8 protein-coding genes and 3 rRNA genes are annotated in these 16,209 nt (G+C 61.5%); 9 read left to right on the forward strand and 2 right to left on the reverse strand.

The annotated features are described in order from the left end of the window. Nucleotides 1–120: 120 nt before the first annotated feature. Nucleotides 121–987 carry an SRPBCC domain-containing protein gene (locus tag ACZ2GY_RS06040; protein ID WP_471673277.1) on the forward strand — a complete coding sequence of 289 codons (867 nt, stop codon included), beginning with the start codon at nucleotides 121–123 and terminating at the stop codon, nucleotides 985–987. Here the strand turns inward: ACZ2GY_RS06040 and ACZ2GY_RS06045 are convergent. Together ACZ2GY_RS06045 and ACZ2GY_RS06050 are read right to left on the reverse strand one after the other, a co-directional pair. Further along, on the reverse strand, nucleotides 954–1,484 hold the full coding sequence (locus ACZ2GY_RS06045) for a methylated-DNA--[protein]-cysteine S-methyltransferase (RefSeq protein ID WP_056548402.1): 531 nt from the start codon (nucleotides 1,482–1,484) through the stop codon (nucleotides 954–956). The genes ACZ2GY_RS06040 and ACZ2GY_RS06045 overlap by 34 nt on opposite strands. Beyond that, nucleotides 1,481–3,004 carry an AlkA N-terminal domain-containing protein gene (locus tag ACZ2GY_RS06050; RefSeq protein WP_471673278.1) on the reverse strand — a complete coding sequence of 508 codons (1,524 nt, stop codon included), beginning with the start codon at nucleotides 3,002–3,004 and terminating at the stop codon, nucleotides 1,481–1,483. The genes ACZ2GY_RS06045 and ACZ2GY_RS06050 overlap by 4 nt, the downstream gene beginning before the upstream one ends. Nucleotides 3,005–3,096: 92 nt before the next feature. On the opposite strand from ACZ2GY_RS06050, the gene ACZ2GY_RS06055 reads away from it, so the two are divergent. From ACZ2GY_RS06055 to ACZ2GY_RS06090, 8 genes are all read left to right on the forward strand, one after another. After that, nucleotides 3,097–3,813 (forward strand): DNA-3-methyladenine glycosylase, encoded by a 717-nt coding sequence (locus tag ACZ2GY_RS06055; RefSeq protein ID WP_471673279.1) that lies wholly within the window; start codon nucleotides 3,097–3,099, stop codon nucleotides 3,811–3,813. A 36-nt stretch (nucleotides 3,814–3,849) separates the two neighbouring features. Next, nucleotides 3,850–6,102: an AAA family ATPase gene (locus tag ACZ2GY_RS06060; RefSeq protein WP_471673280.1), complete on the forward strand. Its 2,253-nt coding sequence runs from the start codon at nucleotides 3,850–3,852 to the stop codon at nucleotides 6,100–6,102. A gap of 12 nt (nucleotides 6,103–6,114) precedes the next feature. Then, nucleotides 6,115–7,437, forward strand: coding sequence for a tyrosine--tRNA ligase (gene tyrS / locus ACZ2GY_RS06065; RefSeq protein WP_277359909.1), 1,323 nt, complete (start codon nucleotides 6,115–6,117; stop codon nucleotides 7,435–7,437). Nucleotides 7,438–7,905: 468 nt separating this feature from the next. Further along, nucleotides 7,906–9,428, forward strand: a 16S ribosomal RNA gene (locus ACZ2GY_RS06070). A 544-nt stretch (nucleotides 9,429–9,972) separates the two neighbouring features. Beyond that, nucleotides 9,973–13,124: ribosomal RNA gene (locus tag ACZ2GY_RS06075) — 23S ribosomal RNA — on the forward strand. 172 nt (nucleotides 13,125–13,296) lie between these two features. Further along, nucleotides 13,297–13,413, forward strand: a 5S ribosomal RNA gene (rrf, locus tag ACZ2GY_RS06080). The 16S, 23S and 5S rRNA genes sit together here, the layout of an rRNA operon. A gap of 188 nt (nucleotides 13,414–13,601) precedes the next feature. Next, a complete protein-coding gene (locus ACZ2GY_RS06085; protein ID WP_471673281.1) occupies nucleotides 13,602–15,209 on the forward strand; it encodes a hypothetical protein in 1,608 nt (535 codons plus the stop codon). Continuing rightward, nucleotides 15,196–16,209: an HAD-IIA family hydrolase gene (locus tag ACZ2GY_RS06090; protein ID WP_471673282.1), complete on the forward strand. Its 1,014-nt coding sequence runs from the start codon at nucleotides 15,196–15,198 to the stop codon at nucleotides 16,207–16,209. The genes ACZ2GY_RS06085 and ACZ2GY_RS06090 overlap by 14 nt, the downstream gene beginning before the upstream one ends.

Raw genomic sequence — 16,209 nt, forward strand, 5'->3', positions numbered from 1 at the left:
GGCGTCTGAAAGATTCGGATCTGCGCCGCGCAACTCTTATCAGGCGCACGGCACTGCGCTAAGTTGGGAAGCACGCGAGCAGAATTACCGCAGGTTCAGGACGAGGTAAAGGCAGACGCCATGACGCCGGATGTTGATCGATCAGCGGCTCATCCCGTGGTGCCGCGTGGCCGCATCGAGCGTTTGAGCGGCGGCTACGTGCTCGCCTTCGACCGCCAGTTCGATTACCCGCGCTCATACATCTGGAACCTGCTGACGGACCCGGGCAAGGTGCGCCTATGGCTGGGAGAACTGGCCGGCCACTGGGAACTGGGGAAGGAATACTCGCTGGATATGGGTGGCGGAGTCACCACGGGTACGGTATTGCAGCTCAATCCGCCCACCAGTCTCCAGATCACCTGGGATGATGCACTGGGTCTCGAATCGATCCTTGAATGGCGCGTGCTTGAGTGCAGCGGCGGCGCCCTGCTGCAGCTGCGCGCACGCTCCGAGACACCGGACTTCCTGACCGAGGGAGCCGCCGGCTGGCAACAGATCCTCGCCGCGCTGGAGGACGTCGCCGCCGGCAGGGAACCGGCGCCCGATGGAGGTTGGGCGGCCCTGCGGGACGCCTATGCCGAAGAGTTCAACGTGTCCAACACCATGGGATGGGTGGAAACGGACGACGGCGTCACCATGGTCCATTTCGACCGTCGCCTCCCTTCCACCCTGCCGCTCGTAAAGGATGCGCTCACTGCGGATCCCGAACAACAGCCGAGGGTTGAGCAGGCTGAGGTCGATTTCACTGCGGACGGCGGCAGTACCCGGGTGGCCGTCCGGCACGTTGTGGAGGGCCAGGACGAAGCTCCCGCCCTGCTGGCTCAGTGGCACGCCCATCTGGATGCTGTCGCGGTGTCGGTGGACGGCGACCAGCCGCATACCAGCATGCGCAAGTTGCACGCGCTCGAAGATTTCTACCGTGCAACGCTTACCGGGTCAGCGGACTGAGAGGCTGTTTTCTCGCGGGCCAGCAGGCTGGTCTTGACGGCAACGCCCCAGCGGAAGCCGCCGAGACTGCCGTCCGTCCGGATCACCCGATGGCACGGAACAAACAGCGCAGCAGCGTTGAAGGCGCAGGCTCCGGCGGCGGCACGGATGGCGGCGGGCCGGCCGGCCAGCCGGGCATACTCCGAATAGGTCACCGGCCTTCCGGGGGCAACAGTGCGCAGCACGTCCCAGGCGTGGTTACGGAAAGGTCCTGACAACTGATGCACCCGTACCCTCTCGATGGCGGCGAGGTCGCCGTCGTAATAGGCTGACACGGCGTCCGTGATGGACGCGAGACTTCGTACAGACTGAACAGGTTCCGCCCTGAGGGTTGGGTGAATCTGACCCGTCAACTCGGAGAGCTCAGCGGTCCAGCCGGAGGCCAGGACTGCACCGTCCCGTTCCACGACCGTAAACGGCCCGTCGGGAGTGGGAACGGTGGTGGTCTGGGTGGTCATGATGCCAGCGCCTTTCTAGGGGTATCGGTTGCTGCCTGGGTTTGTGATTGCTGATCAGCGGCGAGCGGTTTCTCGGAGGCGAGGCGCCAGAGGTGCATGGTCGCGTAGGAACGCCAGGGACTGAACTGTTCACACCAGGCGGTTGTTTCCCGCGGATCGGCGGTGCGTCCGGATAACCGGGCGAAACCTGTGCGGACCGCGGCGTCGTTGTCCAGATGGATATCTGTAGCACCAAGTACCCGCATGGCGACGTAGCGGACAGTCCACGGCCCGATTCCCGGCAGCGGCAGGAGCTTCTGCGCCAGTTCACCGGGTGTGTCAGCCACGCCGATCCTCAGGCTGCCGTCGGCCAGGGCCGCTGAGACGGCCAGCAGACTCGAGCGGCGGCGCGCCGGTCCCTTCAGCAGCGGGCCCGCCCCATCGGCCAGGGCAGCAGCGGTGGGGAACAGACGGGAATGACCGGGACGGCCGAGCCTGGAGGGCTCGCCCAGCACGCTGAGAGTGTCCAGGATACCGGTGGCGGCCGCTACGGTGATCTGCTGGCCGACCATGGCGCGGATCAGGATCTCCTGCGGATCCACCGCACCCGGCAGGCGGATCCCCGGATATTGCTGCACGCGGGTTTCCAGGACCGGGTCTGCCGAGAGGACATCGTCGATGGCCGCGGGATCAGCGTCCAGATCGAACAGGCGTCGGATGCGGGACAGCAGGACGGGCAGGTCCTTCAACTGCTCCACCGTCACGGAGACATCGAGTCCGCGCGGTCCTGGTTCGGCCTTGAACCAGCCCTCGCCGCCGGGCAGGCGCAGCAGGCGGGCATAGCTTGCCGGATCACCCTGCTCAACACCGTTGACGGCGCGGGCGCGCAGGAAGGAGAAGATGCCGTCGTCGTAGGGCGTGCGCGCGGGCAGTGTCAGGCTGAGGGACGTCGGGGAGCCGGCCGCCGTCGATGCATGGGAAAGAGTACGGCTGCGGTGCCGCAGCTGCGAGGGGGAGAGGTCGTAGATCTCCTGGACCGTCTCATTGAACTGGCGGATGCTGTTGAACCCGGAGGCGAAGGCTACGTCGGAAAGCGCCAGATCGGTGGCGGTGAGCAGTGTCCGCGCCGTTTGTGCCCGGGTGGCGCGCGCGAGCGCGAGCGGGCCGGCACCCAGCTCGTGGTGGAGGATCCGGCCAAGCTGGCGGGTTGAGTAGCCGAGCCGCAGCGCCAGCCCCGGAACGCCGACGCGGTCAATCTCGCCGTCGGAAATCAGCCTCATTGCCCGCGCAGCGATATCCGAGCGCAGGTTCCACGCTGGCGTACCGGGTACCGCTTCGGGCAGGCATCGCTTGCAGGCACGGTATCCGGCCTCGTGCGCCGCCGCAGAGGTCGGATAAAAGCTGACGTTGGCCGGTTTCGGAGTGCGTGCAGGGCAGGACGGGCGGCAGTAGATCTTCGTCGTCGCCACCGCGGTGACAAATTGCCCGTCAAACCGGGTGTCCCGCGATTCGATCGCCCGGTACTGCTGCCAGAAATCCATGAGTCCATCCTCGCAGGCGGACGAGTGCGCTGCTAGCGGAAATCGGACATGACCGTGCAGGCTGAGTCCCTGCGTCTTGATACGGTCTTTTCGTGGATCCAGCTCTCCAGCGCACCCGGCTTGCGCACCCGGCCATCGAGGTTGCACCGCTCCTGCTGGGCGCGCACCTGACCCATGACGACGGCGCGGAGCCGGTCACGGTGCGTATCACCGAGGTGGAAGCCTATATGGGGTCAGAAGACCCGGGCTCCCATGCATTCCGCGGACAGACGGCCCGTAACGCGACCATGTTCGGTGAAGCGGGGCACCTGTACGTGTACTTCACCTATGGCATGCACTATTGCGCCAACGTGGTCTGTGGGTGGCCAGGCAATGCCACCGGACTGCTCCTGCGCGCAGGGGAGATCGTCGGCGGAGTGGACGCGGCCCGGCGCCGTCGGGGCAACCCTCGCCTGGACCGGGACCTTGCGCGCGGTCCGGCGCGCCTGGCGCAGGCCCTCGGGATCGACCGGGAGTTGGACGGAACGGATGTTTTCTCTGACCGGCTCCAGCTCACTTTGCCGGACCATCCTGCAGACCCCCTGCGTCTTCAGACGGGCCCGCGCGTCGGCGTGAGTGGACCCGGCGGATCACCGGCCTACCCCTGGCGCTACTGGCTGGCCGGGGACCCGAGCGTCTCCGTGTACCGGCCGGCCGCCAAGCCCCGAGGCGCCCGGAGGGCGGCTGATCCCGCACGGAGAACCGCACCGGGCGAAACATCCGGCAGCGTGCACAGCGGCATAAAGGAAATTCGCACCGAAGGGGGATAGAATTGACGGTCCGCCTTGGCGAGAGGGAAACGCGCAATGCATGAAATGTCAGTAGCCCGGAACGAGCTGGACCACGAGCGGGGTTATGTGGCCGGCCTGTATCAACGGCTTGATGAACTGCGGGCCGAAAAGCAGCGCCAGCTCGATCAGGTGCGCCGGACAACATCGGCCGGATCACATCAGAACCGGTCCGAGCGCGATGCGTTCGCCACCATGTACGAGGACCGCCTCGCCCAGTTGAATGCGGTCGATGACCGGTTGGTGTTCGGGCGTCTCGATCTGGACAGCGGTGATGAGCGCTACATCGGCCGCATCGGTCTGTCCTCCGAGGATCTGCAGCAGCTCATGGTGGACTGGCGTGCACCGGAAGCGGGTACCTTCTACCAGGCCACGGCTTTCGAGCGGATGGGCGTCCGCCGCCGTCGTCACCTGATCCTTTCCCAACGGGACGTCGTCGCTGTGGAAGATGATGTTCTCGACGCTTCCATGCTTACTGACGCCGACTCGCTGCAGGGGGAGGGAGCGCTGCTGGCCGCGCTGAATTCGCGGCGCACCGGGCAGATGTCGGACATCGTCGGAACTATCCAGTCCGAGCAGGACCGCATCATCCGCGCGCCGCTGCCGGGCGTCGTCGTCGTACAGGGCGGTCCGGGTACAGGCAAGACGGCCGTCGCCCTGCACCGGGCTGCCTACCTGCTGTACACACACCGGGAGCGGCTCAAATCTGCCGGAGTGCTGCTGGTCGGTCCTACCAATGCCTTCATGAAGTACATCGAGCGCGTGCTGCCCTCGCTGGGTGAAACCGGGGTGGTGATGGCGAGCATCGGCAGCCTGATGCCGGGGATTCAGGCTGTTCAGGAGCAGTCAGGAGAGACGGCAGAGCTCAAGGGCAGGCTGGACATGGCCGGCGTCATCAAGCAGGCTGTGGCCAACCGGCAGCGCATACCGGCTGAGAACCGAAAGCTCAACGTCGAGGGGACCACCCTGATCCTCACTCCCCGGCAGGTCCGCCGGGCGCGGGACCGCGCCCGCGCCACCGGGAAACCGCACAATGAGGCGCGTACTACGTTCGTGAAGATCATGCTGCGCGAGCTCACCGAGCAGCTGACTGAGCAGCTCGAAGAATCCTCGGGTGCCGGAAACACCGCGGACCGCTCCTATCTCACCGAGGACGTACGGACCTCGCGCGATGTGCGGATCGCGCTCAATCTCGCCTGGATGCCCATGACGCCGGAGAAACTCCTGCGGGACCTTTACGCCAAGCCTGCCCAGCTCGAGGCCGCCGCACCCCACTTGAGCGATGCCGAGCTGGAGCTGCTCTACCGAACGGAAGACGCGCCATGGACGGAAGCGGACGTCCCTCTCCTCGATGAGGCTGCGGAACTGCTGGGTGAGCTTGATGCGTCCGCAGGACGCAACGCCGCGGAACAGGAACAGGAACGACGCCGGGACCTAGCCAACGCCGAGCGCGCCCTGGAGAACGTCAGCGGCACACTTGAGGACGCCGGCATTGACGGCATGCTCAGTGCCGAACAACTCGCGGAGCACAATACGGTTGCGGAATCGCGGTTGACGGCTGCCGAGCGTGCATCCGGTGACCGCACATGGGCGTATGGGCACATCGTGGTGGATGAAGCGCAGGAGCTTTCGCCGATGCAGTGGAGGCTGCTCATGCGCAAATGCCCTCTCAAGTCCTTCACGATTGTCGGTGACATTGCGCAAACCAGCTCCATCGCCGGTTCCCACTCGTGGCAGCAGGCACTCGAGCCGTTCGTGGGGGAGCGGTGGCAGCTTGAGGAGCTGACGGTCAACTACCGGACGCCGGCGCAGATTGCCGAGGCGGCAGTACGCATGGCTAATGCCGCAGGCCTCGTCGTGTCTGCCCCGAAGGCGGTCCGCGAAGGGCGGTGGGATCCGGTGATCGACCAGGTTTCGGAGCTCGAACCGGCGTTACTGTCTGCCTTGCCGGAGGAACTGGATGCGATTTCCGATGGTCTTCTTGCCGTCATCGCGCCTGCGCGCATCGTCGAGCAGGTCCGGGCCGCCGTCACGGCGGCGTACGGCAACCGAGTCGGCAGGGGCGCAGGCGGGCTGGGCCAGGACATCGTGGTCACCACACCACGCGAGGCAAAGGGCCTGGAGTTCGACGGCGTAGTGGTCCTGGAACCGGCCGAGATGCTGAAGCAGGAAGCCGTCCGGGTAGGGGACCTGTACGTCGCAATGACCAGGCCGACCCAGCGTCTCCGCCTCATTTCGACGGGCGAAATTCCGGAGGGCATTGAGGGCTGATATTTTGAAGCAGTGCAACAACCTACCGAAGCCGCGCACGCGGCCGTGAACCAGCAGCAAAACGACAGCTCCTTCGAGAACCTCTGGCAGGAGCTGAAGTGGCGCGGGCTGATCCACGTTTCCACTGATGAGGCGGAGTTAGAAAAACTTCTCGCCGGCGCACCCATCACGTACTACTGCGGTTTTGACCCCACGGCTCCGAGCCTGCATCTGGGAAACCTCGTCCAGTTGCTGACAATGCGCCGGCTTCAGCTTGCTGGTCACAGGCCGATTGGCCTGGTCGGTGGATCCACGGGGCTGGTGGGAGACCCCCGGCCGTCCGCTGAGCGCACCATGAACACAAAGGAAACCGTTGCCGAGTGGGTCGGGTACCTACAGGGGCAGGTCCAGCGGTTCCTGAGCTTCGAGGGCGACAACGCTGCCCGGATGGTCAATAACCTTGACTGGACTGCGCCCATGAGCGCAATTGATTTCCTGCGCGAGGTCGGCAAGCACTTCCGCGTCGGCACCATGGTCAAGAAGGAAACAGTTGCCAAGCGTCTGCACTCCGAGGAAGGCATCAGTTACGCGGAGTTCAGCTACCAGGTGCTGCAGGGCATGGATTACCTGCATCTTTTCCGCGACCACCAGTGCGTCCTGCAGACCGGCGGGTCTGATCAGTGGGGCAACCTGACCAGTGGTACGGAACTCATCCGCAAGGTGGAGGGCAAGACTGTCCACGCAATCGGAACCCCCCTGATCACCAACTCGGATGGCACCAAGTTCGGCAAGAGCGAGGGCAATGCCGTTTGGCTGGATTCGGAAATGACCACACCGTATGCGATGTACCAGTTCTGGCTGAACACGTCGGATGCAGATGTCGTCGACCGGTTGAAGGTCTTCACCTTCCGCAGCCGTGCGGACATCGATCAGCTGGCGGAATCCGTGGCCGACCGGCCGCACCTGCGTGAGGCGCAGCGCGCCCTCGCCTTCGACGTCACTTCACTGGTTCACAGCGTCGAGGCAACGAACAAGGTGATTGCTGCCTCTGCGGCACTGTTCGGGCAGGGCGACCTGACCGAGCTGGACGAGGTCACTCTTCGCGCTGCAACCGCTGAGCTGCCAACCGCAAAGGTCGACGGCGGCGGGCTTGGCATCATCGATCTCCTCGTGAGCAGCGGGCTGTCTCCCAGCAATTCCGCAGCCCGCCGAACCGTCGCTGAAGGCGGTGCCTACGTGAACAACGAAAAGGTGTCCGATCCTGACGCCACCGTCGGTCCGCAGCAGCTGTTGCACGGTCGGTTCCTGCTGCTCCGTCGCGGAAAGCGGACACTCGCAACCGTCGAAGTCAGCTAGTTCCCGCCGGTTTCCGGCTTATCAGAAGGCGATTTGCAAGGGGCCCGAAGGCCGTGTAATGTTTTCTGAGTCGCCGCCGCTGAGTGGCGACAAACCCCCTCCTAAAACCGAATGGTTCGGGCGTGCGCTGAGCGCGAAAGCCCAAAGCCAGACAGTTTGTGGTGGGCGGATTCGAATTGTTCGGTCGAATTCCGGCAAATAAGCCGATTTGACAGAAACAATTCGGATGAAATAGATTTAGTAACACCGCAGCACGGAAATGTAAATGAAAACTTTACAAAGTATGTGAATTGCTTCTGTTGTTTGAGAACTCAATAGTGTGCCATGTTTGTTGATACCGATTGTTTTTGATTGGTTGATTTGCTGGTCATCTCGCCCTGGTGGGGTGGCTGGTTTTTTGGCTGGTTTCGAATTTTGTGCAGCATGGGCTTCTCTTTTTCCGGGGGGTTTGTGTTGTGTTCGTAGTTTTTTACGGAGAGTTTGATCCTGGCTCAGGATGAACGCTGGCGGCGTGCTTAACACATGCAAGTCGAACGATGATCCCTAGCTTGCTGGGGGGATTAGTGGCGAACGGGTGAGTAACACGTGAGTAACCTGCCCTTGACTCTGGGATAAGCCTGGGAAACTGGGTCTAATACTGGATATGACTGACTATCGCATGGTGGTTGGTGGAAAGCTTTTGTGGTTTTGGATGGACTCGCGGCCTATCAGCTTGTTGGTGGGGTAATGGCCTACCAAGGCGACGACGGGTAGCCGGCCTGAGAGGGTGGACGGCCACACTGGGACTGAGACACGGCCCAGACTCCTACGGGAGGCAGCAGTGGGGAATATTGCACAATGGGCGCAAGCCTGATGCAGCGACGCCGCGTGAGGGATGAAGGCCTTCGGGTTGTAAACCTCTTTCAGTAGGGAAGAAGCGAAAGTGACGGTACCTGCAGAAGAAGCGCCGGCTAACTACGTGCCAGCAGCCGCGGTAATACGTAGGGCGCAAGCGTTATCCGGAATTATTGGGCGTAAAGAGCTCGTAGGCGGTTTGTCGCGTCTGCCGTGAAAGTCCGGGGCTTAACTCCGGATCTGCGGTGGGTACGGGCAGACTTGAGTGATGTAGGGGAGACTGGAATTCCTGGTGTAGCGGTGAAATGCGCAGATATCAGGAGGAACACCGATGGCGAAGGCAGGTCTCTGGGCATTAACTGACGCTGAGGAGCGAAAGCATGGGGAGCGAACAGGATTAGATACCCTGGTAGTCCATGCCGTAAACGTTGGGCACTAGGTGTGGGGGACATTCCACGTTTTCCGCGCCGTAGCTAACGCATTAAGTGCCCCGCCTGGGGAGTACGGCCGCAAGGCTAAAACTCAAAGGAATTGACGGGGGCCCGCACAAGCGGCGGAGCATGCGGATTAATTCGATGCAACGCGAAGAACCTTACCAAGGCTTGACATGAACCGGAACGGCGCAGAGATGTGTCGGCCACTTGTGGCCGGTTTACAGGTGGTGCATGGTTGTCGTCAGCTCGTGTCGTGAGATGTTGGGTTAAGTCCCGCAACGAGCGCAACCCTCGTTCCATGTTGCCAGCGGGTTATGCCGGGGACTCATGGGAGACTGCCGGGGTCAACTCGGAGGAAGGTGGGGACGACGTCAAATCATCATGCCCCTTATGTCTTGGGCTTCACGCATGCTACAATGGCCGGTACAAAGGGTTGCGATGCTGTGAGGTGGAGCTAATCCCAAAAAGCCGGTCTCAGTTCGGATTGAGGTCTGCAACTCGACCTCATGAAGTCGGAGTCGCTAGTAATCGCAGATCAGCAACGCTGCGGTGAATACGTTCCCGGGCCTTGTACACACCGCCCGTCAAGTCACGAAAGTTGGTAACACCCGAAGCCGGTGGCCTAACCCTTTTGGGGGGGAGCCGTCGAAGGTGGGACCGGCGATTGGGACTAAGTCGTAACAAGGTAGCCGTACCGGAAGGTGCGGCTGGATCACCTCCTTTCTAAGGAGCGCCTACAACTGTTTGCATCCTGCGTTGTGTGGGGTGTGGGGGTTGTCAGGAGTATGCCCATTGCGCAGGCGTTTGTTCTGCGGTGGGTGCTCATGGGTGGAATATCAATGAATAGGTGCCGGGTTGGTGCTGGTTGGTTTGAGTACGGGTCGCATGTTTTCTGTTCTGTCGGGTTTGTCCTGGCGGGGTGGGGTGTGTGGTTTGGGAAAGGGCTGGTTGGTTGCTGGTTCGGTAGTGTGTGGCACACTGTTGGGTCCTGAGGCAACAGGGGCTGGGTTTCTGCTGGGGATGAGTCGCACGGTTGTGTGGTTTGTTTCGGGTGGGGGTTTGGTTGGCTGGTGTTTCTGGTTTTCCTGGGCATTACCGCTCATGTCTTGATCCTGTTTGTTTGGGGTTGTGGGGTGTGGGTGGTGTGTTGACTGGGGTTGTTGTTTGAGAACTGCATAGTGGACGCGAGCATCTTAAATTTTGTGTATGCACGCAATCGTTTGGCATGGCCGGCTCTTTGGGGTTGGTTGTGTTGGTTGTGTGTGATCGTCAAGTTTTTAAGGGCACACGGTGGATGCCTTGGCATCAGGAGCCGAAGAAGGACGTGGGAATCTGCGATAAGCCTGGGGGAGTTGATAACCGAACTTTGATCCCAGGATGTCCGAATGGGGAAACCCCGCTCAGCGCGCGAGTGACTGGGTGACCCGTACCTGAACACATAGGGTGCGTGGGGGGAACGTGGGGAAGTGAAACATCTCAGTACCCACAGGAAGAGAAAACAATAGTGATTCCGTTAGTAGTGGCGAGCGAACGCGGATGAGGCTAAACCAGTGGTGTGTGATAGCCGGCGGGCGTTGCATCTCTGGGGTTGCGGGACTTTCCGTATCAGTTCTGCCGGACTGGTGAAGTGAGTGCAGGCGTATAGGTGAACGGGTTTGAAGGCCCGACCGGAGTGGGTGAGAGTCCCGTAGCTGTAATGCGTGCTGCCGCTTGGAGAGTATCCCAAGTAGTACGGGGCCCGAGAAATCCCGTGCGAATCTGCCAGGACCACCTGGTAAGCCTAAATACTCCCTGATGACCGATAGCGGACCAGTACCGTGAGGGAAAGGTGAAAAGTACCCCGGGAGGGGAGTGAAATAGTACCTGAAACCGTGTGCCTACAATCCGTCAGAGCGGGATTTTGTCCTGTGATGGCGTGCCTTTTGAAGAATGAGCCTGCGAGTTAGTGTTACGTCGCGAGGTTAACCCGTGTGGGGTAGCCGTAGCGAAAGCGAGTCTGAATAGGGCGAGTGAGTGGCGTGATCTAGACCCGAAGCGAAGTGATCTACCCATGGCCAGGTTGAAGCGACGGTAAGACGTCGTGGAGGACCGAACCCACTTCAGTTGAAAATGGAGGGGATGAGCTGTGGGTAGGGGTGAAAGGCCAATCAAACTTCGTGATAGCTGGTTCTCCCCGAAATGCATTTAGGTGCAGCGTTGCGTGTTTCTTGCCGGAGGTAGAGCTACTGGATGGCCGATGGGCCCTACAAGGTTACTGACGTCAGCCAAACTCCGAATGCCGGTAAGTGAGAGCGCAGCAGTGAGACTGTGGGGGATAAGCTTCATAGTCGAGAGGGAAACAGCCCAGACCACCAACTAAGGCCCCTAAGCGTGTGCTAAGTGGGAAAGGATGTGGAGTTGCTCAGACAACCAGGAGGTTGGCTTAGAAGCAGCCATCCTTGAAAGAGTGCGTAATAGCTCACTGGTCAAGTGATTCCGCGCCGACAATGTAGCGGGGCTCAAGTACACCGCCGAAGTTGTGGATTTCAAATGTTAGCCAAGCCGGAGACTTGTTCTCCTGAGTTCAGGCGTTTGGAGTGGTAGGGGAGCGTCGTGTGGGCAGTGAAGTCGCGGTGTAAACCAGCGGTGGAGCCTACACGAGTGAGAATGCAGGCATGAGTAGCGAAAGACGGGTGAGAAACCCGTCCGCCGAATGATCAAGGGTTCCAGGGTCAAGCTAATCTGCCCTGGGTAAGTCGGGACCTAAGGCGAGGCCGACAGGCGTAGTCGATGGACAACGGGTTGATATTCCCGTACCGGTGAAGAACCGCCCATACTGAACAAGGGATACTAACCGCCCAAACCATTTTCCAGTGCCCTTCGGGGTCCGTGTTGATGGGGAGCGTGGGACCTGATCTTGGGAGGTAAGCGTATTAACAGGTGTGACGCAGGAAGGTAGTCGGGCCGGGCGATGGTTGTCCCGGTCTAAGGATGTAGGAGGGACCATAGGCAAATCCGTGGTCCTGGTTTTGATACCGTCTCTGAGACCCGATGGGCCCCGCTTTTTGGTGGGGATCCGATGATCCTATGCTGCCTAGAAAAGCATCGGCGTGAGGTTCCAACTGCCCGTACCCCAAACCGACACAGGTGATCAGGTAGAGAATACTAAGGCGATCGAGAGAATTATGGTTAAGGAACTCGGCAAAATGCCCCCGTAACTTCGGGAGAAGGGGGGCCCCAACCGTGAACCACACTTGCTGTGGGGAGGCGGATCGGGGCCGCAGAGACCAGGGGGAAGCGACTGTTTACTAAAAACACAGGTCCGTGCGAAGTCGCAAGACGATGTATACGGACTGACTCCTGCCCGGTGCTGGAAGGTTAAGAGGACCGGTTAGCTCACTTGTGGGCGAAGCTGGGAATTCAAGCCCCAGTAAACGGCGGTGGTAACTATAACCATCCTAAGGTAGCGAAATTCCTTGTCGGGTAAGTTCCGACCTGCACGAATGGAGTAACGACTTCCCCGCTGTCTCAACCATAAACTCGGCGAAATTGCACTACGAGTAAAGATGCTCGTTACGCGCAGCAGGACGGAAAGACCCCGAGACCTTCACTATAGTTTGGTATTGGTGTTCGGTGTGGCTTGTGTAGGATAGGTGGGAGACTGTGAAGCTTGGACGCTAGTTCAGGTGGAGTCATCGTTGAAATACCACTCTGGTCACTCTGGATATCTAACTTCGGCCCGTAATCCGGGTCAGGGACAGTGCCTGATGGGTAGTTTAACTGGGGCGGTTGCCTCCTAAAAAGTAACGGAGGCGCCCAAAGGTTCCCTCAGCCTGGTTGGCAATCAGGTGTCGAGTGTAAGTGCACAAGGGAGCTTGACTGTGAGAGAGACATCTCAAGCAGGGACGAAAGTCGGGACTAGTGATCCGGCGGTACATTGTGGAATGGCCGTCGCTCAACGGATAAAAGGTACCTCGGGGATAACAGGCTGATCTTGCCCAAGAGTCCATATCGACGGCATGGTTTGGCACCTCGATGTCGGCTCGTCGCATCCTGGGGCTGGAGTAGGTCCCAAGGGTTGGGCTGTTCGCCCATTAAAGCGGTACGCGAGCTGGGTTTAGAACGTCGTGAGACAGTTCGGTCCCTATCCGCTGCGCGCGTAGGAAATTTGAGAAGGGCTGTCCTTAGTACGAGAGGACCGGGACGGACGAACCTCTGGTGTGTCAGTTGTACTGCCAAGTGCACCGCTGATTAGCTACGTTCGGATGGGATAACCGCTGAAAGCATCTAAGCGGGAAGCCTGCTTCAAGATGAGATTTCCATACACCATTTGGTGTGAGAGGCCCCCAGCCAGACCACTGGGTTGATAGGCCGGATGTGGAAGCGAGGACTAACGACTCGTGAAGCTGACCGGTACTAATACGCCGATAACTTGACACCACACAAAACACGAATGCTACGCGTCCACTATGCGGTTCCCAACCAATAACACCGGTTACCAGGGAACACACAACACAATATTGACAATTACGTACAACTACACTGAACAGTTGTAACCACATACTTCCCACCCCACCACCGCTCACACCGGTACGGGGTCGGGTACAAGGGTTACGGCGGTCATAGCGTGGGGGAAACGCCCGGTCCCATTCCGAACCCGGAAGCTAAGACCCACAGCGCCGATGGTACTGCACCCGAGAGAGTGTGGGAGAGTAGGACACCGCCGGACAACACTTAGCACTGAGGCTCCGACATACTGTCGGAGCCTCAGTCATTTAACGACTCGGACACGCCTGCCGGCTCTTGCCTACAATGGGAAGATCGCAGGCTCAGAATCCTCCGACACTTCACACATAGATCAACAGCGAGAGCGTCCGACACAGGGTCAGGTCAGCTCATGACGAGAGGAATTGTGCCATGGCTGATCGGGAACCCTTCCGCGACCGCGGAGCGAATCACCGCGAGGATGATAAGCGCGGCGAAGAGCGCCGCGGTGCGGAACGCCGCGGGAGTGACTCGAGTGAACGGCCTCGGCGGGGTTTTTCCGCACCCCGGGGGGCCGGTAGCGGCGCAGACCGCCGCAAGCCTGAATCCGGTGACCGGCCGCGCTATCAGGATCGCTCCGAAAGCGGCTCCGGCCGGCCAACCCGTGAGGGTGGTGGCCAGCGTCGTGAGGGTGGCTCTCGTGAGAGTGGCAACGACCGCGGTCCCCGCAGGGATTTCGGCGGTCGGGGCAGGCCAGCCGAGTCCGGCAACCGTCCGAACCGGCAGGACCGGGATGGGCAGCGCGGCGAGCGCCGCCCCAACCGTGATCAGGACTCCCGGAATGCCGGTGATCCTGCACGGCGCTGGGACCGGCCAACCGGCGGGGACAACAGGTCACGTGAAGCCGGCGCCGAAGGCCGTTCGTACCGAGAGCGCGGAAGCGGCGGAGCTTCGGATGGGACCAGGTCGCGCCCCGGGGGCTCTTCCGGACGCGACGGATTCTCCCGTGGCGGCGATCGTGGACAAAGCCGCAACTTCGGCGAGGACCGTCGTCCGGGGCGCTCTTACGGTGATGCACCTCGGGGAGGCGACCGCAGGGAAGCAGAGTACGGGCGGCGTCCTGAGCGTTCGCCCAGAGAAACAGGACCGAACGACGGTCCGTTCGAGCGCCCGCATAACGCGCGTGATCTTCGCAGTGCCAACCGACCGGATCGGGAACGTTCCCCCGAGATCGATGAAGATGTCACGGGAAGCGAACTGGACAAGGTCACGCGCGCGGAAATCCGGAACCTCGAGGAGCGAAGCGCCCTGTGGGTGGCGAAGCATCTCGTCATGGCCGGACGCCTGATCGACGACGAGCCGGAGCTTGCGTTCCAGCATGCTCTCGCGGCGAGCCGTCGCGGGGGCCGTCTCGCGGTTGTCCGCGAAGCGGTCGGTCTCACCGCATACGCGGCGGGACACTATGGCGAGGCCCTGCGAGAGTTCCGGACCTACCGGCGAATCAACGGATCGAACGTCCACCTTCCGTTAATGGCGGATTGCGAGCGCGGACTTGGCCGCCCTGATCGCGCCCTGGACCTCGCCCGGTCTGAGGACGCGTCCTCCCTCGACGCAGCGGGGAAAGTCGAGTTGGCCATCGTGGTATCCGGGGCGCGCACCGACCTCGACCAACTCGACGCCGCGGTCGCCGCGCTCGAGATCCCGCAGCTGACGAAGAACCGCGCCTTCAGCTACAGCCCCCGGCTGTTCCGTGCCTACGCAGACGCTCTTGCGGCAGTGGGCCGCGAGGAGGAAGCTGCGTCCTGGCAGCGCCAGGCCGAACGTGCGGAGAATGCTCTCGGAGTCGGTGCCTTTGCGGATCCCGATATCATCGACCTAGTTGGCGAGGACGAAGACTTGGAGCTGGACCGCACCGCTGCAAGGGGCGCTGTCCAGAGTGTCGGTTCAACTCCGGACCAGGATGTCGAATCCACGGCTGATGAGGCTCCCGCTAACGGTGAGGAGCCCGGTGAAGGTGAGGAGCAGCGTGACAGTGAGTGAGACCGGTACGCCGCTGGCATGCCGTTACGGTGCTGTACTCGCTGATCTTGACGGCGTCGTCTATGCAGGCCCGTCAGCGATTCCCGGTGCCACTGAGGCGCTGGAGAAGCTCCGGGACCTTGGCGTCGCCCTCGCTTACATCACCAATAACGCATCCCGATCCTCAGCGGAGGTGGCAGCACATCTTCGTGAGCTGGGCGCTCCAGCCACCGCTGAGCAGGTCTTCGGGTCGGCGTTGGCGGGCGCCGAACTCCTGGCTACGCAGGTGGCGCAGGGGGCAACAGTTCTCGTCACCGGCAGCGCGGTCCTTGCGCAGCATGTAGCTGATCAGGGCCTCGTTCCGGTGACCACGGCGGATCCGGTTCCCGACGCCGTCATTCAGGGCTTCGAGCCATCGCTTGGATGGAAGGATCTCGCCGAGGCTGCGTTTGCGGTTGCCGGCGGCGCGGTGTGGGTCGCCACGAACACAGACATGTCCATCCCGCAGGCACGTGGAATCGCTCCAGGCAATGGCACGCTTGTCGCGGCGGTGAGCGCAGCCACCGGTAGAAGCCCGATCGTCGCCGGCAAGCCTGAAGCCCAATTGTTTACAACGGCGGCGGCTCACCTCGGCGTCGAGGAAGCGCTGGTGGTGGGCGACCGCCTCGACACGGATATTCTCGGCGGAAACCGTGCCGGAATGGCCACGGCGCTGGTGCTCACCGGAGTGGACACGGCAGAGAACGCGCTGGCAGCCGTCACCAGGCAGCGCCCAACGTACCTTTTCGCGGACCTTGACCAGCTGCACCGTCCTTATCCGGAGGTCACCGAGCAGGACGGCGTCTTCTCCTGCGGTGAGTCGTCAGCCAGGGTTGAGAACGGCGTCGTTCTTATGACCGGTGGCCGCGATGATCTCGACGCCTGGCGTGCAGCGTGCGCTGCCTGGTGGGCCGCGTGCCCGCTGCAGGACACCGCCGATCTTCCCGGACTGAAATTCCTGGACGAGGATGCGCAACGATGA

This window comes from Arthrobacter sp. KKT183 (assembly GCF_055657625.1).